At 65.3% G+C, this 24,936-nt stretch carries 21 protein-coding genes; 14 read left to right on the forward strand and 7 right to left on the reverse strand.

The window, feature by feature from the left end; all coding sequences use genetic code 11:
- Positions 1-2: 2 nt before the first annotated feature.
- A complete protein-coding gene (hpnD, locus tag ACVCMJ_RS01740; RefSeq protein ID WP_447079746.1) occupies positions 3-872 on the reverse strand; it encodes a presqualene diphosphate synthase HpnD in 870 nt (289 codons plus the stop codon).
- Between the two features lie 96 nt (positions 873-968).
- Here hpnD and alr point away from each other — a divergent pair, with 96 nt between their 5' ends.
- From alr to ACVCMJ_RS01765, 5 genes are read left to right on the forward strand one after another with little or no spacing between them, the layout of a single operon-like run.
- Positions 969-2,120 (forward strand): alanine racemase, encoded by a 1,152-nt coding sequence (alr, locus tag ACVCMJ_RS01745; protein WP_447079747.1) that lies wholly within the window; start codon positions 969-971, stop codon positions 2,118-2,120.
- Complete coding sequence (locus ACVCMJ_RS01750) at positions 2,117-2,833, forward strand: SDR family oxidoreductase (RefSeq protein WP_447079748.1); 717 nt, start codon at positions 2,117-2,119, stop codon at positions 2,831-2,833. Before alr ends, ACVCMJ_RS01750 begins: the two co-directional genes overlap by 4 nt.
- Complete coding sequence (gene radA / locus ACVCMJ_RS01755) at positions 2,833-4,194, forward strand: DNA repair protein RadA (RefSeq protein WP_447079749.1); 1,362 nt, start codon at positions 2,833-2,835, stop codon at positions 4,192-4,194. The genes ACVCMJ_RS01750 and radA overlap by 1 nt, the downstream gene beginning before the upstream one ends.
- Position 4,195: 1 nt before the next feature.
- The gene (locus ACVCMJ_RS01760; RefSeq protein WP_447079750.1) at positions 4,196-4,981 is read left to right on the forward strand and encodes a sulfite exporter TauE/SafE family protein; all 786 of its coding nucleotides are present in this window, start codon (positions 4,196-4,198) and stop codon (positions 4,979-4,981) included.
- Complete coding sequence (locus ACVCMJ_RS01765) at positions 4,978-5,685, forward strand: 3-deoxy-D-manno-octulosonic acid kinase (protein WP_447079751.1); 708 nt, start codon at positions 4,978-4,980, stop codon at positions 5,683-5,685. The genes ACVCMJ_RS01760 and ACVCMJ_RS01765 overlap by 4 nt, the downstream gene beginning before the upstream one ends.
- Here ACVCMJ_RS01765 and ACVCMJ_RS01770 read toward each other — a convergent pair.
- Positions 5,595-5,888, reverse strand: coding sequence for a carbonic anhydrase (locus ACVCMJ_RS01770; protein ID WP_447079752.1), 294 nt, complete (start codon positions 5,886-5,888; stop codon positions 5,595-5,597). The genes ACVCMJ_RS01765 and ACVCMJ_RS01770 overlap by 91 nt on opposite strands.
- A 235-nt stretch (positions 5,889-6,123) precedes the next feature.
- On the opposite strand from ACVCMJ_RS01770, the gene rpiA reads away from it, so the two are divergent.
- Positions 6,124-6,804, forward strand: coding sequence for a ribose-5-phosphate isomerase RpiA (gene rpiA, locus ACVCMJ_RS01775; RefSeq protein ID WP_447079753.1), 681 nt, complete (start codon positions 6,124-6,126; stop codon positions 6,802-6,804).
- A gap of 148 nt (positions 6,805-6,952) precedes the next feature.
- Positions 6,953-7,672: a phosphate signaling complex protein PhoU gene (gene phoU / locus ACVCMJ_RS01780; RefSeq protein WP_447079754.1), complete on the forward strand. Its 720-nt coding sequence runs from the start codon at positions 6,953-6,955 to the stop codon at positions 7,670-7,672.
- Positions 7,673-7,697: 25 nt separating this feature from the next.
- On the opposite strand, the gene rfbD is transcribed toward phoU, so the two are convergent.
- Genes rfbD through argA form a run of 3 tightly spaced genes read right to left on the reverse strand, consistent with a single transcriptional unit; the run spans position 7,698 to position 11,064 of the window.
- The gene (gene rfbD, locus ACVCMJ_RS01785) at positions 7,698-8,609 is read right to left on the reverse strand and encodes a dTDP-4-dehydrorhamnose reductase (protein WP_447079755.1); all 912 of its coding nucleotides are present in this window, start codon (positions 8,607-8,609) and stop codon (positions 7,698-7,700) included.
- On the reverse strand, positions 8,606-9,709 hold the full coding sequence (rfbB, locus tag ACVCMJ_RS01790; RefSeq protein WP_447079756.1) for a dTDP-glucose 4,6-dehydratase: 1,104 nt from the start codon (positions 9,707-9,709) through the stop codon (positions 8,606-8,608). The genes rfbD and rfbB overlap by 4 nt, the downstream gene beginning before the upstream one ends.
- Positions 9,706-11,064, reverse strand: coding sequence for an amino-acid N-acetyltransferase (gene argA, locus ACVCMJ_RS01795; RefSeq protein WP_447079757.1), 1,359 nt, complete (start codon positions 11,062-11,064; stop codon positions 9,706-9,708). Before argA ends, rfbB begins: the two co-directional genes overlap by 4 nt.
- Before the next feature lie 88 nt (positions 11,065-11,152).
- Between argA and hrpA the strand changes: the two genes are divergently transcribed.
- The 7 genes from hrpA to ACVCMJ_RS01830 all read left to right on the forward strand — a co-directional run bounded on the left by hrpA (position 11,153) and on the right by ACVCMJ_RS01830 (position 23,076).
- Positions 11,153-14,971, forward strand: coding sequence for an ATP-dependent RNA helicase HrpA (gene hrpA, locus ACVCMJ_RS01800; protein WP_447079758.1), 3,819 nt, complete (start codon positions 11,153-11,155; stop codon positions 14,969-14,971).
- 20 nt (positions 14,972-14,991) lie between these two features.
- Entirely contained in the window at positions 14,992-18,471 is a 3,480-nt protein-coding gene (dnaE, locus tag ACVCMJ_RS01805) for a DNA polymerase III subunit alpha (RefSeq protein WP_447079759.1), read from the forward strand.
- Positions 18,468-19,241, forward strand: a complete 774-nt coding sequence (locus ACVCMJ_RS01810) for a glycosyltransferase family 25 protein (protein ID WP_447079760.1) — start codon at positions 18,468-18,470, stop codon at positions 19,239-19,241. Before dnaE ends, ACVCMJ_RS01810 begins: the two co-directional genes overlap by 4 nt.
- Entirely contained in the window at positions 19,238-20,356 is a 1,119-nt protein-coding gene (locus tag ACVCMJ_RS01815) for a glycosyltransferase family 4 protein (RefSeq protein ID WP_447079761.1), read from the forward strand. The genes ACVCMJ_RS01810 and ACVCMJ_RS01815 overlap by 4 nt, the downstream gene beginning before the upstream one ends.
- Positions 20,353-21,099 carry a glycosyltransferase family 2 protein gene (locus tag ACVCMJ_RS01820; RefSeq protein WP_447079762.1) on the forward strand — a complete coding sequence of 249 codons (747 nt, stop codon included), beginning with the start codon at positions 20,353-20,355 and terminating at the stop codon, positions 21,097-21,099. Before ACVCMJ_RS01815 ends, ACVCMJ_RS01820 begins: the two co-directional genes overlap by 4 nt.
- 74 nt (positions 21,100-21,173) lie before the next feature.
- On the forward strand, positions 21,174-21,920 hold the full coding sequence (locus ACVCMJ_RS01825) for a polysaccharide deacetylase family protein (RefSeq protein ID WP_447079763.1): 747 nt from the start codon (positions 21,174-21,176) through the stop codon (positions 21,918-21,920).
- Positions 21,913-23,076 (forward strand): glycosyltransferase family 4 protein, encoded by a 1,164-nt coding sequence (locus ACVCMJ_RS01830; protein ID WP_447079764.1) that lies wholly within the window; start codon positions 21,913-21,915, stop codon positions 23,074-23,076. The genes ACVCMJ_RS01825 and ACVCMJ_RS01830 overlap by 8 nt, the downstream gene beginning before the upstream one ends.
- Positions 23,077-23,140: 64 nt before the next feature.
- Here the strand turns inward: ACVCMJ_RS01830 and ACVCMJ_RS01835 are convergent, their stop codons facing one another.
- Positions 23,141-23,905, reverse strand: a complete 765-nt coding sequence (locus ACVCMJ_RS01835; protein ID WP_447079765.1) for a YdcF family protein — start codon at positions 23,903-23,905, stop codon at positions 23,141-23,143.
- Positions 23,902-24,816 carry a glycosyltransferase family 9 protein gene (locus ACVCMJ_RS01840; protein ID WP_447082640.1) on the reverse strand — a complete coding sequence of 305 codons (915 nt, stop codon included), beginning with the start codon at positions 24,814-24,816 and terminating at the stop codon, positions 23,902-23,904. Before ACVCMJ_RS01840 ends, ACVCMJ_RS01835 begins: the two co-directional genes overlap by 4 nt.
- Positions 24,817-24,936: the final 120 nt, after the last annotated feature.

A 24,936-nucleotide genomic window follows, 5' to 3' on the forward strand; every position in this document is an offset into this window, starting at 1 on the left:
TTTCAGTGGCCTGCGGACAATTTCCGCATCAACCGTCGCCCTCCGCCCACCCAGGTCTTCCACGCCAGCCAGAACTTGCGAATGGGTGTGAGGGCGATGCGCTGGTCCAGAACATGCCAGCCGTCGCGCTGCAGCTCATGCAGCAGTGCCCAGTGGATGGCTGCCAGCATCAGGTTGGGGCGCTGGGCGCGGCGGTCCGCCTCGGGCAACGCCCGCATGGCCTCTCCGAAGAGTGCGCGTGTCCGCACCGCCTGCTCGTCCATCAGCGCCTGGAACTGCGTCGAGTGGCGGCCGTCCAGGACGTCGTCCACGGTGACACCATGACGCTCCATTTCGTCGGCGGGCAGATAGATTCTTCCGCGGCGCGCATCTTCTCCCACATCAGCCAGGAGCATGGTCATCTGCAGCGCCAGCCCCAGACCCTCGGCAAACGTGCGGGTCTGGGGCGAGGTCTGGCCCAGGATTCCGGCCGTGAGGCCATTGACCCGAGCTGCCGCCAGCCAGCAGTATTGCTGCAATGCGGCCCAGTCGGGGTAGCGGAACCGGTCGAGATTCATCTCCGACGCCTCGATGACGGCATGCAGGGGCTCCGCCTGCAGCCCGTAGGCCAGTGCGTGCTGCGCCAGCGCGATGGCGACCGGATGGTCCGCTTGGCCAGAGAAGATTGCTTCCACCTGCCCCCGCCACCAGGCCAGCTTCATGCGTGCGACCGAAGCTTCGGAAGTCTGCTCCACGATATCTTCCACTTCCTGGCGAAAGGCGTGCAGCGCCGTGAGCGCCTGTCGCTTGTCGGGCGGCAAGAACAGCAGGGCGTAATGGAGGCTGGTGCCGCTTTGTGCGGCCTTGCGCTGGCAATACTCGTCGGGGCTCATGATGCAGGTTGTAGCGCGATCGCTGTAATGGGCAGGCAGTATACTGAGCCCGGCTTGCAGAAGAGGCTTGTGCCATTCTAGCTTTTGGGGGATTCCATGCCGCGCCCGATCCTGGCGACCATCGACACTGAAGCCTTGTCCCACAACCTTCGCATCGTGGCCGGCCGCCTGGCGCGGGGTGCCGTCGATTCTCCCAGGATCTGGGCTGTGATCAAGGCTCGCGGCTACGGCCACGGGCTTCTGGCGGCGATGCACGGCTTCGCGCAGGCCGACGGCCTGGCCATGCTCGACCTGGACGAAGCCGTGCGCTGTCGTGAAGCGGGTTGGGCGGGGCCTTTGCTGTTGCTTGAAGGATTTTTTGAGCCGTCCGATCTCGACATCCTGGGCCGCTACCGCATTGCGACGACGCTGCATTGCGACGAGCAACTGACCATGCTGGAAACCTCCCGGATGCCTCATGCGCTGGATGCGTTCGTGAAGCTGAACAGCGGCATGCACCGGCTGGGGTTTCAGCCGGGGGAGTTTCGTACCGCGTTTGCGCGCGCGCAAGCTTTGCAGTTGGCGGGAATCCTGAATGATGTCGGCAAGATGACGCACTTCGCACGGGCCGACGACGACCCGGCCTTTACGCGGGAGCAGATGGCGCGGTTTCACGCCACCACGGAGGGCCTTCCCGGCGCCGTGAGCGTCTGCAACTCGGCCGCGACATTGACGCCGGGTTTCGCGGCGAGCGTCGTGAGCGACCGTGTGGGTGGTACTCAATGGGTGCGGCCGGGCATCTGCCTGTATGGGTCCTCACCGTTTGCCCACCAGCCAGCCGACTCGTTCGGTTTGCGGCCAGCCATGACGCTTTCGGCGCGGTTGATCCATACCCATGTTTTGCCGGCGGGCGAAGCCATCGGCTATGGTCAGACCTTCCGGGCTGATCGCGCCATGCGTGTGGGCGTCGTTGCCTGCGGGTATGCCGACGGCTATCCGAGGCATGCGGGGACCGGTACGCCGATCACGGTGGCCGGTGTGCGCACGCGACTGCTGGGGCGTGTCTCGATGGACATGCTGGGCGTGGATCTGGAGCCGGTGCCGCAGGCGCATGTGGGGTCCGACGTGGTGCTGTGGGGCGCTGGCGGCCCTTCGGTGGACGAGGTGGCGTTATCCTGCGGCACCATTGGGTATGAGTTGCTGACGGCTATTACGCCACGTGTGCCGCGCCGCGTTTTGCAAGCTTCATCTTCCGGGGATCCGCTATGAAAAACAGTTGTGTGCTTGTGACGGGGGCGACCAAAGGCATTGGTTGGGCCATCAGTCAGCGGTTGGCCGATCAGGGTTGCCATGTGGTGGGGATGGCGCGCAATACGGCCGACATCGATTTTCCGGGCTACCTGTATGGCTGCGATCTGGCCAATGCCGGCGAGACCGAGGAATTGTTGCGGGTAATCCGCGAAAAGTACCCTGTGGATGCCGTCGTGAATTGTGTGGGGCCGGTGATGGCGGAGGCTCTGGGCGAAGTCGATCTGGCTTCGCTGTATCAGGCGTTCGACCTGAACGTGCGGGTGGCGGTACAGGCCGTTCAAGCCTTCGTGCCCGGCATGAAGGCGCGCAAGGCGGGCCGCATCGTGAACATTTGCGGCCGCGCGGTGTATGGCTCGGCGGGGCATACGAGCTATTCGGCGGCCAAAAGCGCTCTGCTGGGCTGTACCCGCACCTGGGCGTTGGAACTTGCGCCCTTCGGCGTCACGGTCAATGCCGTATCGCCCGGCCCTGTGGAAACGGGGCTGTTCCGTTCTGAATATCCGGTGGGCAGCGACGCTGAAAAGTCGGTTCTGTCCACCATCCCCATGGGGCGCCTGGGCCAGGCCGCCGAAGTTGCCGCCGCCGTGGTGTTTCTGCTGGGCGACGAGGCATCGTATATCACGGGCCAGGAGCTGGGTGTGGATGGCGGTGGCAGCCTGGCGGGCCGCTGATGGCCAAGGCGAAGACGTTATTTCTCTGTACCGAGTGCGGCGCGGCCTCGGCCAAATGGGAGGGCCGCTGCCCCCATTGCGGGGCCTGGAACACACTGCAGGAGACGCGCGAGTCGGCGGCACCCGCTCACCGGTTCGCGCCCCTCGCGGGCAGTACGCCCGTGCGGCGGCTGTCGGAGATCGAGGCCCATGAACAGATCCGCAATCCCAGCGGCATCGAGGAATTCGACCGCGTGCTGGGCGGGGGCCTGGTGGCCGGAGCCGTAGTGCTTATCGGCGGGGATCCGGGGATCGGCAAGTCCACCTTGCTGCTCCAGGCTCTCGCCAGCCTGTCGCAGCGCGGCCCCGTGCTCTATGTGACAGGCGAAGAATCGGCCGAACAGGTGGCCCTGCGTGCCCAGCGGTTGGGTGTCTCGGGAGACGGTGTCGATCTGCTGGCTGAAATCCGGTTGGAGCAGATCGTGCAGGCGCTCACCGATCGTCAGCCCAGCGTGGCCGTGATCGATTCGATTCAGACCTTGTATTCCGGCGAACTGACGGCTGCCCCCGGCTCGGTTTCCCAGGTGCGCGAATGTGCCGCCCAACTCACCCGCATTGCCAAGCAGACCGGCATCTCGCTCATCATCATCGGCCACGTGACCAAGGACGGCGCGCTGGCGGGCCCGCGCGTGCTGGAACACATCGTGGACACCGTGCTGTACTTCGAGGGCGATACGCACACGTCCTTCCGGCTGGTACGGGCAGTCAAGAACCGCTTCGGCGCGGTCAACGAATTGGGCGTGTTTGCCATGACCGATCGCGGGCTGCGCGGCGTCAGCAACCCTTCCGCGTTGTTTCTGGCGGGGCACTCGCGCGAGGTGGCGGGCTCCTGCGTGATGGCGACGCAGGAAGGCACGCGGCCGCTTATGGTCGAGGTTCAGGCCCTGGTGGACACGGCTCACGTCCCCAATCCGCGCCGGCTGTCGGTGGGGCTGGAAAGCAGCCGCCTGGCCATGCTGCTGGCGGTGCTGCACCGCCATGCCGGAATTGCGACCTTCGACCAGGACGTGTTCGTGAACGCTGTGGGGGGCGTGCGCATCATGGAGCCTGCTGCGGATCTCGCCGTCGCGCTAGCGATGATTTCGTCCATGCGGGACCGACCGTTGCCTCCCCGTCTGTTCGCCTTCGGCGAAATCGGTCTGGCGGGTGAAATCCGCCCCGCGCCGCGCGGGCAGGAACGCCTGCGCGAAGCCGCCAAGCTGGGGTTCGAGCGCGCGATCATTCCCCGCGCCAATGCGCCCCGGCAACCCATGGACGGGCTGCAGGTCCACGCTGTGGATCGGGTAGAGGACATTCTTGCCGTGCTGGACGACGGAACCTGAGATGGTGGCCAGCCTGTGGTTCGTTTCGGCTTGCCTCGCCGTGGGCGGCGCGATCGGCTTTTCAGGCGGTGTCGTAGGGATTGGCGGCGGCCTGATCGCGATTCCGTTGCTGGGCCTGGTACTGGGCTATCCTCAGCAGGCGGCCCAGGGCACGGCGCTCGTGATGGTATTGCCGGCGGTGCTGCTCACGGTACGCAAATATCATCAGCGCTCGCCCATCGACTGGCGGTCGGCGGCAGCGGGGGCGGCCGGCTCCGTTTTCTTCACCTGGGTGGGGGCAAAGATCGCACTGGGCCTGGATCCATGGTTGTTGCGCCGCGTCTATGCCGGTTTCGTGTTTCTCATTGCACTCTTCTATTTCCGTGAGAGCCTGGGCCGGCGCGCGCGCTCCGCGCCGACCGGAGGCTACCGCGAAGTCTTCCAGACGCACCGGGGCTGGTATTTCCTGATCGGCATCCTGGCGGGGCTGACCGGGGGGATCTTCGGCGTGGGAGGCTCGGTGCTTTCCGTACCGTTCCTGACGACGTGCTTTCGCCTGCGCCAGACCTCGGCGCAGGCCCTGGCGCTGACCATGATCGTGCCGGGTACGGTGGTCGCGCTGGCGACCTATGCGGCGCATGGCCAGGCGCACGGCCTGGTCGGCATTCCGCTGGCCATCGGCAGCCTGCTGTGCGTGCCCTACGGCGTGCGTCTGGCTTATGCCCTGCCGGAAGCGCGGTTGAAGCTGATTTTTGCCTGCATGCTGCTGATCATCATGAGTTTGCTGCTCCTGAGGGGGACCGCATGAATCCGGTGTCCGCGCCGTCCGGCGCGCAGGGCATTCCTAATGGCTGGGTGAGACAGGACTTCCTGGGGGGCGCCCTGTGTGTGCCAGAGCGGCTGGCGGCTGCCGCCGGAGAGAGCTGGTTCGATCCAGGAAGGCCGGGTGCGATCCCGGTGGGCGAGGGCGGCCGTCAGGCGGCCTGGTTCGTCGATGGGGTCCATGGGCCTGCCGTGCTGCGCCACTATCGGCGCGGTGGTCTGCGGGCTCGATTCGGCCGTGAGTCCTATCTTTGGCTGGGGCAGGCCCGAGTACGCGCCATTGCGGAATTGCGAGTTCTGGGGTACCTGCGTGATGCCGGTGTCCGGGTTCCCGAGCCGCTGGGTGCGGCCTGGTGGCGGGCCGGCCTGATGTACCGAAACGCCATTCTGGTCGCACGGATCGCGGGGGCACAGGCCCTGCCGAGCCGGCTGGATCGCGCCGATCCCGCCAAGGTCGCCTGGGCCATCGCTGCCCTGCATGATGCAGAGGTCTGGCACGCTGACCTGAATGCTTTCAATATCTTGTTCGACGATCGGGATCGCGTCTGGATCATCGACTTCGACCGCGCGCGGGTGGGTCCGGTTTCAGCCCGCGCGCGTCAGGAAAACCTGCTGCGCCTCCGGCGGTCCCTGGTGAAGGTCGCTGGGGCGCGCGGAGAGGCGTGGTGGAACGAATTGGCGCGGTCTTGAGCCAGAAAATCCACCTTTCCGGTCGCGAGTCGGTAGATGCCGCCCACGATCCGCAGGGAGCCAGCCTCGTGCGCTTTTCGGAGGATGTCCGACTGCGCGGTCAGCGCCGCTACATTGTTGCGGACATTCTGTTCGATGGCGGCTTCCAGCAGGCCGGTTTTCTGATGGCTGACTTGCTTCACCGTTGGTGTCAGCGCAGCCACCAATCCTGAAGCGGGTGATCATGCAGCCATTCTTCGGTCTGCGCAAGCTGCTTTTTCGTGGTGGCTCATGAGGTCGGCAGCGCTCAGTGCCCTGATCAGGGAACGTCCCTCACTCTATTCCACCGGTGCGACAGGCTGCGTCGTGTGAGACTCCCCTGTTGCGTGTTTCGGTTGACCGTGTTTCGCACGGCCTGGACATTACAATACCTGTCCCGCTTCTGACCGGATATCTCCCATGCTCACCCAGGACCAACTCAAACAGCAGGTCGCGCAGGCCGCCCTTGATTATGTGCGGCCGCAGCTCCAGCCCGACAGCATCCTGGGTGTGGGGACAGGTTCCACAGTGGATCGGTTCATCGATCTGCTGGCCGCCCATCGCGGGGATTTTGCCGCAGCGGTGTCCAGCTCCGAACGCAGCACGCAGCGGCTACAGGCGGCCGGCATCCGGGTGCTGGATCTGAACGAGGTCGCCAGCCTGGCCTTGTACGTGGACGGCGCCGACGAGATCGATCACGAACTGAACATGGTGAAGGGCGGCGGCGGAGCACTCACTCGCGAGAAGATCGTGGCTTCGGTCGCCGACCGGTTCGTCTGCATCGTCGATGAATCCAAGCTCGTGCGGCAACTGGGGCGCTTTCCGTTGCCGGTCGAGGTCATCCCGCTGGCTCGCGAGGCGGTTGCCCGACAGATCCGTTCGCTGGGCGGTCAGCCCCGGCTGCGGGCGGATTTCACGACGGACAACGGTAACCAGATCCTGGATGTGGCGGGCTTGCACTACGATCACCCTGCGGAGTTCGAGGCGGTGCTCAACAATATCCCGGGGGTGGTGTGCTGCGGTTTGTTTGCCATCTCGGGGGCGCACGTGGCATTGGTGGCGGGCCAGGACGGTGTCTCTCGGCTGGAACTCCAGGACTGACTCCGGACGGGCCGCCGTTGCCGCGGACGGCTGTGGCTGTCATGAGCCGGTCACATGGGCCTGCTATGCTGTTCTTCACAAGCGGGTGGCACGGTGCTACCCTTTGCGATCGTCTGGATGCATCCGCAGGAAGATAAGGAGGTCGATCATGCTCGAACACACCAACAAACAATTTCACGCCGAGCTGGAAACGACACGATCGATGTTCCTGCAGATGGGCGGCCTGGTGGAATCCATGGTGCTCGACGGCAGCCGGGCCCTGTCCGAGGGCGAGCTCCAGCTCGTAGATCGCGTGCGCGAGCACGAACGCCAGGTAAACCAGTTCGAGGTGGACATCGACGAGCGCATCGGGCAGTTGATCGCACGCAATCAGCCTACGGCTGTCGACCTGCGCCTGTTGTTGTCGATTTCGAAGATGCTCACGGACATGGAGCGGTGCGGTGACGAGGCCGAAAAGATTGCCAAGGTCGCCCGCCGACTGCACGAGGAAGATTCTTCCTATGAACCGGTCGTCGAATTGCATCACATGGCCGATGCCGTGGCGAGCATGATCCGCGCGGCTCTGGATGCGTTTGCGCGCGAGGACCCGGTGGCGGCTGCCGAGGTCGTGCGCAGCGACAAGGACGTGGACAAGGAATGGAAGGCCTCGCTGCGCCACATGATCACCTACATGATCGAGGATCCGCGCACGATTTCGCATTCCATCGACCTGATTTTCATCGCGCGGGCGCTGGAGCGCATCGGTGATCATGCCAAGAACATGGCGGAGCGCGTCATCTACATGGTTCGCGGTGACGACGTGCGCCACATGGGGGTATCAAACACCGAACGTATGGCGCGCGGCGAGCCGCCGGAACCGCGCGGCTGAAACATCGCGGCCCTGCGCGGACCGCTCAGCCGTGCAGTCCCCGCCGAAACTCCGGGTCGGCCAGTACCCGTCCCAGACCGGAGCGCCAATCCCGCTCCAGCGGCCCCAGCAGTGCTGCCAGCTTGCCGCAATCGAGCCGGCTGTTGGCGGGCCTCGGCTCCGCGTTCGCCCATTCGGTCGAAGCAATGGCCTGCAGTGTGGGGATCCGCACCACCAGGCCGAGCGCATGGGCCCGCGCGAAGATCTCCTGCGCGAATTCGTACCAGCTCACCCAGGGCTGTCCGCTGAAATGATAGAGCCCGCCGGGGACTTCAGTGGCCGGCCGTACCGCCAGGTCTCGCAACACGGCCGCCAGGTGCCCCGTCCAGGTCGGACCGCCGGTCTGGTCCGCTACCACTCGTAGCACGGGGTGATCCTGTGCGAGCCGCAGCACCGTGCGCACGAAATTCGCGCCCCGTGCGCTGAAGACCCAGCTGGTGCGCACGATGACCGCCGCCGGGCAGGCGCTCAGGACGCCCCGTTCTCCCGCCTGTTTGCTGCGGCCGTAGGTGTTCAGCGGCGCAGTGGCGTCGTCTTCCCGATAGGGGCGATCGCGGGCACCGTCGAACACGTAGTCTGTGGATACATGAAAGAGCCGGATTCCCCGGTCGGCACAGGCGTGCGCCAGCAGTACCGGCGCCCGAGCGTTCACCGCCATGGCCTGGTCAGGCTGCGACGATGCGCGATCCACGGCGGTGTAGGCGGCCGCATTGATCAGGCTGTCGATGGCGTGCGCGTCCAGCCAGCGGCTGATGGCGCTTTCCTGTGTGACGTCCAGTTCGGCCCGCGACGTGAACCTGAAATCCGCGTCGGCGTGCGGCGCCAGCGCCCGCAGCGCGTGGCCGAGCTGACCCTGGGCGCCGGTGACCAGAATTCGGGGCCGGCGTGAGGGTGTCATGGTTGTGGAGCTTTGTTGGGGGAGAGGCCGTTGGACGAATCGTCCAGGCCCAGCCGCTCACGGCGGTAGCTGCCGTCCTGTACCCGCTCGCACCAGTCGCGGTGCTCCAGATACCATTGCACGGTCTTGCGCAGTCCACTGGCGAAGGTTTCTCGCGGTGTCCACCCCAGCTCGCGGCTGATTTTCCCGGCGTCGATCGCGTAGCGTTTGTCGTGTCCCGGGCGGTCCGCCACATGGGTGACGAGGTCCGCGAAATGCTCGACGCCGGGCGGATGGTCAGGCGCCAATTCTTCGAGCAGATCGCAGATCGCCAGGACCACGTCGATGTTGCGCTGCTCGTTGTGTCCGCCGATGTTGTAGGTCTCCCCTGGGCTGCCAGCCTCGAGAACCCGCTGCAGGGCACGCGCGTGGTCCTCGACGTAGAGCCAGTCGCGTATCTGGTGGCCTGCCCCGTAAACCGGCAGCGACCGGCCGTCCAGCGCGTTGAGTATCATCAGCGGGATCAGCTTTTCCGGGAAGTGATAGGGCCCGTAATTGTTGGAACAGTTCGTGATCAGCGTGGGCAAGCCGTAGGTGCGGTGCCAGGCGCGGACCAGATGATCGGAGGCCGCCTTGGTGGCGGAATAGGGCGAACTGGGGGCGTACGGCGTGGTCTCGGTGAAGAGGTCCGTGGTGTCGTCCAGATCGCCGTACACCTCGTCGGTGGAGACGTGGTGGAAGCGGAAATGCTTTTTGCCGGAGGCATCCAGGGACAGCCAGTACTGGCGCGTCGCTTCCAGCAGCGTCCATGTCCCCACCACGTTGGTCTGGATGAAAGGTGCGGGGCCGTCGATGGAGCGATCCACATGGGATTCCGCCGCCAGATGCATGACGGCGTGCGGCTGGTGGTGGGCAAAGACGCGCGCCAGCGCCGCGCCGTCGCGGATGTCGACCTGCTCGAATGCGTGGCGCGGATCGTGCAGCACGGGTGCCAGCGATTCCAGATTGCCGGCGTAGGTGAGCGCATCCACGTTCACCACGCTGTGATTCGTGTGCGCGATCAGATGCCGGATGAGCGCTGAGCCGATGAAACCCGCGCCCCCCGTGATCAGAATTTTCATAGCCGCTTGATGAAGACCAGGCTGTTGCGAGATCGATTGTAGTGCGCGGCCTTTTCGTGCGGCAGATCGGAGATCCCGCCCTGTACGAAGCCGCGCTTCAGGAACCAGTGGGAGGTCCGGGTCGTCAGCACGAAGAGCCGCCGCGCGCCCAGCGCTCGAGCGCTGGCCTCGGCATGGCGCAGCAGCTTTTCGCCGTCGCCCACGCCTTGCCATTCCGGGTGCACGATGAGGCAGGCCATCTCCGCCATGCCCTCGTTCGGATAGGGAATCACCGACACGCAGCCGTAGATCACCCCGTCATGCTCGAGCACGGTGAATTTTTCCACCTCGCGCTCGATGACCGCCCGCCCGCGTGGTACCAGCGTGCCGTCGGCTTCCAGTGGTTCGATGAGCTGCACGATGGCACCGACATCATCGGCCATCGCCGGACGCAGATCCTCCAGCGTGTCTTCCACCACCATGGTTCCCACACCGTCGTGGGTGAAGATCTCCAGCAGGATGCTGCCATCCAGCGTGTAGGGCACCAGATGCGCGCGGGCCACGCCACGCTTGACTGCAAGCGAGGCGTGGCCCAGGAAGGCCGAAGTATCCTCGTCCAATATGTGTTGCGCCAGCAGTTCATCGGCGTCGTCGCGGGCGAGTTCCGTGTCGACGGAGCCGTCTGTCTCGGTGACTGTCTTGTTCTGCGTCAGGAAAATGAGCTTCTCCGCGCGCAGCGCCACCGCGGCGTTGGTCGCCAGGTCCTCCATGGCCAGATTGAAGGCCTCTCCGGTGGGCGAGAAGCCAAGTGGCGAGAGCAGCACGATGGCGCCTTGGCTGATGATGCTGTGCATGGCATCCACGTCCAGCTTGCGGACCGTCCCGGCGCGCTTGTAGTCCACGCCGTCAATGACTCCCACGGGGCGCGCGGTGACGAAATTGCCGGATATGACGCGGATCTTCGCATGGGACATGGGCGTATTCGGCAGGCCCTGGCTGAATGCGGCCTCGATGTCGAGCCGGATCTCGCCGGCTGCTTCCTTCGCGCACTCCAGCGCTTCGGCGCTGGTCGGTTCCGTGCCACGCCCGAACTGCTGCGTGACGTAGCCTTTCAGGCGCAATTGTTCGTTCACCTGCGGGCGCGAGCCGTGCACCAGCACCAGTTTGATGCCAAGGGCTGAGAGCAGCGACAGGTCGGCGACCAGGTCTTCGAGTCCGCCATCCTGAATGAGTTCACCGCCGAAGGCGACGACGAAGGTCTTGCCACGAAAATCGTGCACATAGGGCGCCACCTCGCGGAACCAGCGCACGAACTGTGCGGGCGCGAACTCTGGGGCATCCTGTGCGGAATAGGTATCGGTCTCTTCGGAGCTCATGGCGGGCAGGGCAATGGGATTTGCGCGACTCCGAAATTATAATGATCGATTCTCTCCAATTTTCCAATTCAAGCAGGAATTTGCCGCTTTGTTGCAGACGCCACAGCCTGAATCCCGCCGGACGGCCATACCCGCGGGTGCCCGGGACAGACCGTTGCCGCCCATCAGTTACCCCGAGGAACTGCCTGTCAGCGCCTGCCGCCAGGAGATTGCCCGTGCTATTGCGGCGCATCCGGTGGTGATCGTTTGTGGCGAGACGGGATCCGGCAAGACCACCCAGTTGCCCAAGATCTGCCTGGAGCTGGGACGCGGCCGAGCCGGCATGATCGGGCATACGCAGCCGCGCCGGCTGGCGGCGACGTCGGTGGCCCAACGGGTGGCCGAGGAATTGCACACGGAGCTGGGCGACTGGGTCGGATACCAGATCCGTTTCAGCGAACGGGCCGGGCCGTCAACGGCGATCAAGCTCATGACCGACGGGATTCTGCTGGCAGAAACCCAACGCGACCCGCTGTTGCGCCGGTATGACACACTCATCATCGACGAGGCACATGAGCGCAGCCTGAACATCGATTTTCTACTGGGATTCCTGAAGCGCTTGCTGGTGCGCCGCCGGGACCTGAAGCTCGTCATCACGTCGGCCACGATCGATGCAGACCGTTTTGCGCGCCATTTTGGCTCCGGAGGCCAGCCGGCCCCCGTGATTCAGGTGTCCGGCCGCCTGTATCCCGTCGAATTACGTTATCGCCCGGTGTTGCAGGAGCCCGTCGCTGGGGGAGCCGATCCGGCGGTCGATCGCGGCGACGAAGAGCGCGACCTGGTGGATGCGGTCGTGGACGGGGTGGACGAGTGTGCCCGCCACGGCACGGGCGATGTCCTGGTCTTTTTGCCGGGTGAGCGCGAGATCCGCGAATGCGCGGAAGCGCTACGCAAGCGCCATCCCACGGGGGCGCTGGTGCTGCCCCTGTATGCCCGGCTGTCGCGCGCCGAGCAGGAACAGATCTTTCATCCGCGCGGCAATTTCCGTCGCATCGTCCTGGCCACCAACGTTGCGGAAACCTCGCTGACGGTGCCGGGAATCCGCTACGTGGTGGACAGCGGCCTGGCACGCGTCAAACGCTATTCCTGGCGCAGCAAGGTCGAGCAGCTCCACATCGAGCCCATCAGTCAGGCCTCGGCCAATCAGCGCGCAGGCCGCTGCGGAAGGCTGGGCCCCGGCGTCTGCGTGCGCCTGTACGGGGAAGACGATTTCAAGCAGCGGCCCGCCTTTACCGATCCGGAAATCCTGCGTTCCTCGCTGGCCTCGGTCATCTTGCGCATGAAGGCCTTGCGCCTGGATGACATCGAGGCGTTCCCCTTTGTCGAGCCCCCAACGGGGCGGGCCATCGCCGACGGCTACCAATTGCTGCAGGAGCTGGGTGCGCTCGATGAGCACAACCATCTCACGCCGGTGGGGCGTTCCCTGTCGCGACTGCCGGTCGACCCGCGGATTGCGCGCATGATCTTCGCCGCACACGAGCAGCAGTGCCTGACCGAGATCCTGGTGATCGCTTCCGCGCTGTCGATCCAGGATCCGCGCGAACGGCCCATGCAGGCGCGCGAGGCGGCCGACAACGCCCATGCTCAGTTCAACGACAAGCAGTCGGAATTCCTGGCCTGGTTGAAGCTCTGGAGCTGGTACCAGGAGCAGGTCACCCACAAGGCGTCGCAGCGCAAGCTGGTAGACCAGTTGCGCGCCAAGTTTCTGTCGCCGGTGCGGCTGCGCGAATGGCATGACACGCATGTGCAACTGCTGACGCTGGCGCGCGAGCAGGGCTGGCGTCTGAACCAGACCCCAGCCACGCGCGAGCAGATCCATCTGGCCTTGCTGGCGGGCCTGCTGGGCAACATCGGGATGAAAACGGAGAACGGCAATCTGTATCAGGGAGCCCGGGACATCCGTTTCGCCATCCACCCCGGGTCGCCGCTGCAGAAGAAGGCAGGACGCTGGGTCCTGGCGGCTGAACTGGTGGAAACCACGCGGCTGTACGCCCGTTGTGTGGCGCAGATCGAGCCCACCTGGGTGGAGCGCGCGGGGGCTCATCTGTTGCGCCGGGCCTGGTCCGATCCGCGGTGGGAAAAGAAAGCCGGCCAAGTCGTGGCCAACGAGCGCGGTACGGTCCATGGGCTTCCAGTCTACACGGGGCGGCGCGTGCACTACGGCCGGGTGGACCCGGCGGCGGCGCGCGAAATCTTCATCCGGGATGCGCTGGTGCCCGGCGATATCGAAACCCGATTGCCATTCGTGGCGCACAATCGGCGGTTGATTGCTTCCATCGAGCGGCTGGAGCATCAAAGCCGCAGGCCCGACATCCTGGTCGATGACGCACTGATCTACGCCTTCTATGATCAGCAGCTTCCGGCCGACGTCTGCCAGACGGCGACGCTGGAGGCTTGGTATGGCACGCTGGATGCGGCGGCCAGTGCGCGCCTGAAGCTTTCCCGTGACGATCTGATGCGGCACGATGCCGCCGGAGTGACGACGGATGTATTCCCGCGCCAGTTGGTATGGGGCGGCACGGAACTGGCGGTGGACTACCACTTCGAGCCCGGTTCGCTGCGCGACGGCATGACGCTCACCGTTCCTTTGTTCGCCCTGAATCAGATCGATGCGGCGCGTTGTGAATGGCTGGTGCCCGGCATGTTGAAGGAAAAGGTCCATCTGCTGCTGAAATCCCTGCCGCAGAAGTTACGCCGGGCGTGCGTCCCGTTGCCGGACTATGCCGCCGGGTTTCACGAGCGCTGGTTCGAACGTGCGGCCGACCCCGGCATGAGCCTGCTCGCTGCGCTCGCCCAAGATATCCAGGAGCATTGCGGGGTGCGTGTGCAGCCCGCCGATTTCAAGCTGGAAACGCTGCCGGCCCACCTGTCCATGAACTTCAAGATCGTGGACGAGCATGGACGCATGCTGTCGGGCGGCCGCAATCTGGACCAACTGCGCGCTGAGCACGGGCGCCAGGCCCAGGCGTCCTTTCAGAAGCTCGCGGCGCACGACCGGGAGGCTGCGCGCGTGCTGGACCACGAAGGGCTGACCGGCTGGACTTTCGGGCGCCTTCCCGAGCTGCTCGAGATCCGTCGTGGCGGCCAATCCCTGGTGGGCTTCCCGGCGTTGCGCGACCGGGGCGACGCCTGCGACCTGGATGTGTTCGACGACCCCCAGGAGGCGCGGCGAGTCCACGCCGTTGGATTGCGACGCCTGTTTTGTCTGGCCTTGCGCGAACAGGTGCGGTATCTGGAAAAGAATTTGCCGGATTTGACCCGTACGGCCATGCTGTACATGGACCTGGGCACCCAACCGGAGCTGCGCGCTCAGATCATCGATGCAGCTCTTGACCAGGCCTGCCTGGCCGACCCCTGGCCCGAGGACAATGCCGGCTTCGAGCAGCGCTGTCAGGAGGGTCGTGCGCGGCTGAGCCTGCTGGCCCAGGAACTGGCGCGGCTGGCGGCGGGCATCCTGACCGAGCGCGCGGCCCTGCAGAAGAAGCTCCCGCAGGCCAGACCCTGGCCGGACGCCGCGGGTGACATCGCTCAGCAGCTGGGGGCGCTGGTGGGAAAATGGTTCGTGCGCGACACCCCGGCCGAGCACCTCAAGCACGTACCACGTTACCTGAAGGCGGCGCAGATGCGCATCGAGAAGTTGCGGCAGGACCCCGCTCGTGATGCGCGGTTGATGGCGGATGTCTCGGCCTTGTCGGTTCCCTGGCAGCGCGCCGTGGCGCAGCGCAAAGGAGCGCCGGATGCCCGGTTGCAGGCCTTTCGCTGGCAGCTCGAGGAACTGCGCGTGGCGTTGTTTGCGCAGACCCTCCGCACCCCGTTTCCGGTGTCGGTCAAGCGCCTGCAGAAGGCCTGGTCGACCCTGCCGCGCTAGTGCATCGGTACAATCGCGGCATGACGATGACCCCCCGATCTCCCTTGTTCGTGCATTTGCGCAGCCACTCGGAATTCTCCGTCGTGGACAGCATCGCCCGCATTCCCGATCTGATCCAGCGCGCGAATGACTTTGGCCAGCCGGCCATGGCCATCACCGATCTGGCCAACCTGTTCGGGTGGATCAAGTTCTACAAGGCGGCACGCAAGGCCGGCATCAAGCCGATCGCCGGTTGCGATGCGTGGTTGCAGAATCCAGCGGACCCCGACAAGCCGTTTCGCGTCCTGCTGCTGGCCACGGGCCACGATTCCTATCTGGAACTGTGCGAGCTGCTGACCCGCGCCTGGATCGAGAACGTTCATCTGGACAAGGCCGAGCTCCAGCGGGAATGGTTGAACGGCAGGCGCGGCCTGATCGTGCTGTCGGGCGGACGCATGGGGGATGTGGGCTACGCCCTCGAAGCCGGACGCACCGACGATGCCCGGCAGCTTGCAAGCCAGTGGTCCGCGGACTTCCCGGGCAGTTTCTTCATCGAATTGCAGCGTGCCGGCTTCGAGCAGGATGAATCCTATGTGCAGGCCGCGCTGCGCCTGGCCGCCGACTGCGGGTTGCCGGTGGTGGCGACGCATCCGATCCAGTTCATCGCCCCCGGCGATTTTCGGGCGCACGAGGCGCGAGTCTGCATTGCCGAGGGCGAACTTCTGGGTAACCCCAGGCGGGTGCGGCGGTTCACCGCGGAACAGTACATGCCCGACAGCGCCGAGATGGCGCGCCGCTTTGCCGACGTGCCGTCGGCGATTGCCAATACCGTACAGATCGCGCGCCGCTGCAACCTGACGCTGTCGCTGGGACACCCGCAGCTGCCGCTATTCCCGACGCCGGATGGTGTCTCGCTGGACGACTACATGGTGAAGCTCGCCAACGAGGGTCTGGTGCGGCGCATGGCGCAGCTCTATCCCGATGCACAGGAGCGCGCGCGCCAGATGCCCACCTATCAGGAGCGGCTGGATCGCGAATGCCAGGTGATCGTGGGCATGGGTTTTCCGGGCTACTTCCTGATCGTGCAGGACTTCATCAACTGGGGCAAGAGCCATGGCGTGCCGGTCGGGCCGGGCCGGGGCTCGGGCGCCGGTTCGCTGGTGGCATTCAGTCTCGGGATCACGGATCTGGACCCGCTGCGCTACGACCTGCTGTTCGAGCGATTTCTGAATCCCGAACGCGTCTCGATGCCCGACTTCGACGTGGATTTCTGCCAGGACAATCGCGAGCGGGTCATCGAATACGTCAAGGAAAAGTATGGCCGTGACGCCGTGAGCCAGATCGCGACCTTCGGTACGCTGGGCGCGAAGGCCGTCGTGCGCGACGTGGGGCGGGTGCTGGAGATGCCCTATAGCGTCTGCGACAACCTCTCCAAGATGATCCCGTTCAATCCGGTGGATCCCTGGTCGCTGGACCGTACGCTCGAGAATGAGCCGGCCTTCAAGGAGCGCTACGACACCGACGAGGAAATCCACGCCCTGATCGACTTGGCCCGGCCGCTGGAGGGCCTGACGCGCAATATCGGCATGCACGCCGGGGGCGTGATCATCGCGCGGGGAAAGCTGACCGACTACACGCCGCTCTACTGCCAGCCGGGGAGCGAATCCAGCGTCGTGTCGCAGTACGACAAGGGCGACGTGGAAGACGCTGGATTGGTGAAGTTCGACTTCCTGGGGTTGCGCAACCTCACCATTCTGGATTGGGCCGAACGCTATGTGCGCGAGTTCAACCCCGGCAAGCGCGATTTCGATTTGATGAGCCTGCCGCTGGACGACGCGGGCACCTATGAACTGCTGTGCTCGGCCAACACGACGGCCGTCTTCCAGCTTGAAGGGCGGGGCATGAAGGAGCTGCTGAAAAGCATGCAGCCCAACGTGTTCGAGGATCTGATCGCCTTGTTGGCCCTGTTTCGTCCCGGGCCGCTGGAATCCGGCATGGTGGTGGACTTCGTCAACCGCAAGCACGGCCGTGCCAAGGTCGACTATTTCCACCCGGACCTGGAGCCTGTGCTGAAAAGCACCTACGGCGTCATCGTTTACCAGGAACAGGTGATGCTGATTTCCCAGATCATCGGCGGTTATTCTCTGGGCGGTGCAGATTTGCTGCGGCGCGCCATGGGCAAGAAGAAACCCGAGGCAATGGCCAAGCACCGCGTGATCTTTCAGGAAGGCGCGGTCAAAAAGGGCTATGACGCGGATCTGGCCGCCCACCTGTTCGACCTGATGGAGAAGTTCGCCGGCTACGGGTTCAACAAGAGCCATTCGGCCGCCTATGCGCTGATCTCGTATCAGACCGCATGGCTGAAGGTCTACCATCCGGCCGAATTCCTGGCGGCGACCATGCTTTCCGACATGGACGACACAGACAAGATCCAGGTGTTCTGGCGTGATGCGCTGGACAATGGGGTGGCGGTGCTGCCGCCGGATGTGAACGCTTCCGGTTACCGCTTCGCGCCGGTGGCCGATGACTACACCGCGCGCGGCGAGCCTCCGCGCACCATCCGTTACGGGCTGGGCGGCGTGAAGGGCACGGGCCATGCGGCCGTGGATGCCATCGTGGCGGCGCGAACCGCCGGCGGTCCCTATGCCAGCCTGTTCGATTTTTGCGCGCGTGTGGATCGGCACACCGTCAACCGGCGCACCGTCGAGGCGCTCATCCGCGCGGGCGCCTTCGACAGCCTGGTGCCCAATCGTGCCGCCCTGCTCGAAACGCTGGGCAGCGCTATCGAGGCTGCCGACCAGGCGGCCCGGGACGCCAATCAGGCCTCGCTATTCGATGACAATGCCGATGAGCTGGTGGCGGGCGAACTGGCCGGCGTCGAGCCCTGGGATCTGGAAACCCGGCTGACGGAAGAAAAGACTGCGCTGGGATTCTATTTCAGTGGTCATCTGTTCGATGCCTGGCGCGACGAAGTCCGCCGTGTGGCGCCCACGCCGCTGTCGCGCCTGGCGCCCTCGAAGGGCACGCAATGGCTCGCCGGCGTGCTGGCCGCGGTGCGTCCGAAAATGACTCGCCGCGGCAAGATGCTGTATGCGCTGCTAGACGATGGCTCCGCCCAGATCGAGGTCGCCATTTTCAACGAGCTCTACGAGCGGTATCGGCACGGCTTGAAGGAAGACCGGTTGCTGGTCATCCAGGGGCGTGTGAGCCATGATGATTATTCCGGGGGCCTGCGGGTGTCTGCTGAAGACTTGTACGACCTGCAGCGCATCCGCGAGACGCGGGCGCGCAGTCTGCGCTTGAAGATGCCTGCCCAGCCCGATCTGCAACGGCTGCAGTCATTGCTGACCCCCTGGCGTTCGCAGGACTCAGGGGTTCCAGTGGAGCTGCGGATGGCGCAGAGCGGTTATTCCTGCCTGCTGCGGCTGGGTGACGACTGGCGCGTACGGATGGATGAGGCGCTGATCGCGGGCGCGCGCGAATGGCTGGCCCGCGAGAATGTGGAGATCTTCTACGGATGAAACCCATCGCCATTCGCGTCATCAATCTGGCGGCGCGCGCTGACCGGCGCGAGCAGATTGCCGCGCAGTTCGACAGACTCGGAATCGATGGCTATACCTTTTTCGAGGCGGTGGACGGCCGGACGCGACCGCCTCATCCGCTGTTCGGCCACTATGATCCGGTCGCCCGGGCCCGGGTGAAGGGGCCGAAGCGGGACTTGAAGCCTTCCCAGCTAGGGTGTTACGCAAGCCACTATCTTCTGTGGGAAGAATGTGCGGCGCAGACCGAGCCGTTGGTGGTGATCGAGGACGACGCCATTGTGCTGGACACTTTCCCGGCGCTGCTTCCGCAGGCTCGCGACATGGCGGCCCTGTGGCCGCTTGTGTGGCTGCACGACAATGACAAGCCGGGGAGCGATCCTGCGCTGGCCGTGGGGCGCATCGGGCCGTTCGAGCTGTACAAGAAACTCAAGACCCACTACAGGACAGTGGCCTACCTGATCAGCCCGGAGGGTGCGCGGGCCCTGCTGCACTACAGCCGGACGTGGATCTATCCGGTCGATGACGCGATGTGCCGCTTCTACGATCATGGCGTGGAAAGCATCCAGGCTCGGCCCCATTGCGTGACGCATGACAACGATTCGGCATCGGACATCGCGGGTGCCGACGCGCCGGCTCCCATGCCGTTGCGCGACCGACTGCGCCGGGAATCGTTCAAGGCGCTCGACCAGGTGCGGCGCCTGGCGCACAATCTTCATTTTCGCTTTAAATACCGGCGCTTGCGGCCATGAAACCGCTGCGCATCCTGCAGACCGAGGCGGCCACGGGGTTCGGAGGCCAGGAACAGTACATTTTCCGCATGATGGGCGCCATGCGCGACCGGGGACATCATCTGGAAGCCGTTTGCCAACCGCATGCGCAGCTTGCGCACCGGCTGAGGGATGCCGGGTTCACCGTCCACACGCTGTATACGGATGGCCCCGTCAACTACGTCCGTGGCGTTGTGCGCCTCCGGTCGCTGCTGCGGCGTGGCGGCTTTGACGTGCTCAACACGAACAGCCGCCGCGACACGCTGCTGGCTGGCGTGGCGGGACGCCTGGCAGGCACGCCGCTCATTGTGCGGACCCGGCATCTGGCCAAGCGCGTGGGTTCACTGCTGTCTTATACCGGCGTGCCACATCGGGTATGCACCAGCAGCGAATTCGTGCGCGGCCTGTTGTTGGCCAAGGGTGTGGACCCTGCGCATGTTCGTGTCGTGTATCCCTGTATCCAGGCTGGCTATTGCGCCGCGGTGCGGACTGGGGCGTTGCGTGCGGAACTGGGGTTGGCGCCGGACGACATTGTGGTCGGATGCGTCGCCGTGATGCGAGCGGAAAAGGGGCACCGCGATCTGATCGAGGCGATGGAGCCGCTGCTGCAGGATCTGCCGGCCGTTCATCTGGTCCTGGTGGGCGGCGGCTCGCCCGGGTTCGAACAGATCTCGACGCTCGTCACAAGCCATGGCCTGGGGTCGCGCGTGCATTTGCTGGGCGCACGTTCGGACGTGGTGCGCCTCATGCCGGATTTTGACGTATTTGCGCTGGCCACCCACATGGAGGCTGCCGGCATGGTCTTTGCCGAAGCGGGCGCCTGCGGAGTTCCTGTCGTCGGTACCCGGGTAGGAGGAGTGCCGGAGATGGTGGACGCCGGGCGCAGTGGCGTGCTGGTCCCGGTGGGAGACATATCGGGGCTGCGTGAGGCGATCCACACGTTCGTTCTGGACGCCGGTTTGCGGGAGCGCATGGGAGCGGCGGGCCGGGCGTTCTGCTGCGAGGGCGGACGCTTCAGCCCCGCGACCATGGCGGAGGACCTGGAGTCCGCGTATCGGGAATGGCTGTGGCAGCGCGGCTTCGGAGACGCCTCATGAGCCTGTCCGTCGTCATCATCACCAAAAACGAGGCAGCGCATATCGTGGATTGCCTGGATTCGGTGGCCTTTGCCGATGAAATCATCGTGCTGGACTCGGGTAGCACGGACGCGACCCGCGAGCTGGCGCGCGCCTTGGGCGCTCGCGTCGAGGTGAATGCCGAATGGCCGGGCTTTGGCCTGCAGAAGAACCGCGCGCTGGATCTGGCGACAGGAGACTGGGTGCTTTCCCTGGATGCCGACGAGCGCGTGCCGCCCGAACTGGCCGAGGAAATCCAGCGGGTTCTGGCGGATCCCGCGGCTGACGGCTACCGGGTGGCGCGGCTGTCCAACTTCTGTGGCCGCTGGATGCGGCACAGCGGCTGGTGGCCCGATCATGTCTTGCGGCTGTTTCGCCGGGAGTCGGGCCGGTTTTCCGACGATGTCGTGCATGAGCACGTGGATCTCGATGGCCGGGTGGCGACCCTTCGGGGTCATCTGCTGCATTACCCCTATGCCAGTCTGGAACTCTTCATCGACAAGATCAATCGCTACTCCACCGATGCGGCGTTGAAGGCCCATGCCCGGGGACGCCGCACGACGGTCCTGGGTCCCTTCGGTCACGGGCTCTGGACCTTCGTCCGCCATTATGTATTGCGACGGGGTTTCCTGGATGGTTGGCAGGGTCTGATTCTGGCTGGGATGGCGGCCACGGGCAGCTTCTACCGGTACGCGAAGCTCTTCTGGTTGGGTCGCAAGGCCTGACCCCTCGGGCGCAGCGGGCGGGATGCTGCGGCGGGAAGATAGGCGCACCCGCCATGCTCCCCTATAATTTGCGCATGATTCCTATTCTGATGTATCACCAGATCGGCGAGCCGGCATCCAGAGGCACGCCATACAGGGGCTTGACGGTGCATCCGGCGAAATTCCGCAGTCAGATGACCTGGTTGCGCCGTCTGGGATATCGCGGCTTGTCGATGCGTGAGCTCCTGCCCTATGTGCGGGGCGAGCGGCATGGCAAGGTCGTGGGCATCACCTTCGACGATGGCTATCGCAATGTCCTGGAGAACGCACTGCCGGTGCTGGCGGATGTCGATTTCACGGCCACCAATTATTTCGTGGTGCGGCAGCTCGGAGGCGGCAACGTATGGGACTATCGCGAAGGGGTTCCGCATTCCGATCTGATGTCCGTGAACGAATTGCGCGCATGGTCCAAGGCGGGCCATGAGGTGGGTTCCCACACGCTCAATCATCCATTCCTGCCGACGTTGTCGCCCGAGCTCGCAGCCAACGAAATTCGTGATTCCAGGCAGGCGCTGGAACAGATCCTGGGTGCGCCGGTCGAGTCGTTCTGCTATCCCTATGGCGGGGAGTCGCCTGCCTTGAGGCAGGTGGTGCGCGAGGCCGGCTACAGCAACGCCACCACCACCGAGCGCGGCCTGGTGCGGGCGGACGACGACATCATGGGCCTGCCGCGCATCTTCGTGGCACGCTCCGCGCACCTGCTGCGCTTTCTGCAGAAGACCCTCACGGCGCTCGAAGACCGCCGCAGGCGTCGCACCGAGGCTGTGGCGGACCATGGCTGAGAGTCCGCTTTCCATCGCCTTTGTCGTGGACCGTCTCGGTTCGCGATTTGGGGGTGCGGAAGCCTATGGGGTGGCCCTCATGCGCGAACTGGCCGCTGCCGGTCACCACATCACTGTCTTTGCCCGGGAGTACGATCCGGCGTGCGACCTGCAGCTTCCCTATGAGCGGATTGCGGTGGGCAGCCGTTGGCCCAGCTGGATCCGGGTGTGGCTTTTCGCCCGGCGGGCGGTCCGCGCCACGCGCGGGCGCTTCGACATCGTTCACTCTCATATGAACGGCTGGTGCGGCGATGTGGAAGTCGTGCATGTCACGCCGGTGCGCTATCGCTGGCGGGTGCGCGCCATGCCGGCATTGCGGCGCTGGCTCTCATGCCTCAGCCCTCGCGTGCGGACCTATCTCGCACTGGAAGCGCGCCGCATCGCCGTTCGGCCCGGCCACCGTGTCGTGGCGGTCTCCCAGCTCATTGCCCACCAGTTGGGCCAGGCGTATGATGCCGATCCCGCGTCCTGGCCCGTCATCGCCCCCGGCGTGGCGATGGCACTGCCGGCCGATGGCAGTATCCGGCATGATCTAAGGGCGGAATTGGGCCTGCCCGATTCGGCAACGCTCTGCCTGATGGTGGCTCGCAATCCCATGCGCAAGGGCCTGCCCACCGTACTGCGCGCGCTGGAGCGGTTGCCCGATGACGTGCATCTGCTGGTCGTGGGCACGAACCGGGCGGCACGCGAGTGCGTGGCGCGCGCCCCCGAGGCTGTTGCGGCGCGCGTGCACCTGGTGGCGGAGACTTCACGGGTGGAGCCTTACTATCGTGCGGCAGACATCTTCCTGCATCCGACCCTGAACGACAGTTTTGGCATGGCGCCCCTGGAAGCCATGTCTTTCGGACTGCCCGTGATCCTGAGCCCGGCGCCCTGGTGCGGCTTTGCACAGTACGTGGAGCCGGGCATCAGCGCCCTCGTGCTCTCGCATCCCGAGCAGGCCGATGAACTGGCACAGTCCGTCCAGGCGCTACGTGCCGATTCAGCACTGCGGGAGCGCCTGCACTTAGGGGCGCAGGGCGTGCTGGAACAGCATTCATGGCCCCACGTCGCCCGTCAGTTCACGGAGCTGTACCGCGTGATTCTGGCCGAACGGGCGAGCCGGTCCGCAACCTGATGGCCCATCCGCGGAAGTGTCCGCAGTTTTGGGGCGGCTTGGCGGACCCACCAGCCAGGAGCCCTCAGGCCCAGCCCCGGACCCAGTAGACCAGCATGCCCAAGTATTCCTTCACGATGGACCGGCTGGCGTTCAGCGTGCGCAGATCCGGCAGCCAGAATGAAAAGTCCGGCTGGTCGGGCACGACGATCTGCGGCGGCGAAGATGCCGCAACGGGAGACAGGCCCTGTCTCTGGAAGCTCGCCATGGCGCGTGGCATGTGCAGCGCGGACGTCACCAGCAGGAATTTCTGGATCCCGCGCGCGCGCAGGATCTGGGCCGTGTAGACCGCATTCTGGTGCGTGGTCAGGCTGTGATTTTCCTGCACGATGGCACCGGCCGGCACGCCGGCACGTTCCAGCGCCGAGGCCATGACCGTCGCTTCGCTGCGGCCACCGTCTTGCGCGGCCCCCGAGACGATGATGAGTGGCGCGCGGCCGGCCTCGTAGAGGTGCGCTGCCGTGTCGGTGCGCAGAATGGCCGTCTTGCTGTTGTAGGGCTCGAACCAGTTGCGTCGGCCGCCTAGCGTATTGCCGCCCAGCACCACCATCGCCTGCTCGGCGGGCAACGACATCGCTGCCTTATGGGGATAGCGTTGCTCCAGCATGCCGCCCGCCCACAGTGACGTGGTCGGCAGCGACCAGAAAACGGTCCAGGCGACCGCCACCGCGGCCAGGAACCCCGCAATCTTGCGCCAACGCAGGACGAACAGCAATGCGGCGACCACCAGCAGCGTGATGGACAGGTTCAGCGGGATGACCAGATTGGCGAGAAATTCGGTGATGCTCATGCAGCGGGCGGATTTTGAAGAAGATCGAGAGCGGCCGCCAGGACTTCCGGCTCGCGCGGCCAGGCGTTCATTTGCCCCAGGCGCAGTGCGCGATTGGACCATGGGCCGGTACGGCTAGGGCATGTGACCCCGAAAAGTGTGATCTGGCGCGCGCCAGCCGCAGCGGCCAGATGAGACACACCGGAATCGTTGCAAATGACTACAGCGGCGTGCCGTGTGAGCGCGGCAAAGGCGCCCAGTCCGAGCGGCTCCAGCAACTGTGCCGTGGGTGCGGCCACCTGAGCTGCGACTCGTTCAGCCGGGGGGGGCGCCATGGCCACGGCAAAACCGTGAGTTTGCAATGATCGCGCCAGACTGTCAAAGCCTCCCCATACCTTCACGCGGCCGTGGTGCAGGCCTGTCGCGGTCGGGGCGATCAGCGCGAAGCGCCCGGTGGTCAGGCCGGCCAGGGCCAGCGCCTGTTCGGCCTGCGCCTCATGCGTGGCGGCTGCGTGCCAGTTCAGGTCGGGGCCGAGATCCGCAGCGGGCGGGGCCATCCGCCACTGCGCCAGGGCAAAGCGTGTCAGGTGAAACCAGGACTGTACCGCGTGCAGCGGCTCGCGCGGCTTGGTGCAGGGCCAGCGCAGCAGGGGGCTGCGCCCATCGTCGCGGTAACCCGCGCAGGGCAGTCCGGCAAAGCGGAAAACCAGCGCGCTGGAGAGCGAGTCGGGCAGCAGCAGACCGCGGGCATGCCGGTGGCGCGCCCCGCGGCGCGCGCCGTGGACAGCAGCACGATCCGCGCGCCATCCGCCACCCATGGGCACGAATCCGGACAGCGGATAGGCCGCCAGAAGGTCCCGGGCCCACTCGCGGGCGCAAGCGACAACGGGCTGCCCGGTGGCGATCAGGGCGTCCAGACCCGGCAGGCTCATGCAGACGTCGCCTACCCAATTGGGCAGACGGACATAGATGGCTTGGCTGGGTGTCCGGATCAATCTGCAGCTCCGATGGGTATTGCCGGGCAGGCGGTCGAGCCGGCAGGCTAAAATGCG

The organism is Castellaniella sp. UC4447_H14, assembly GCF_052978285.1.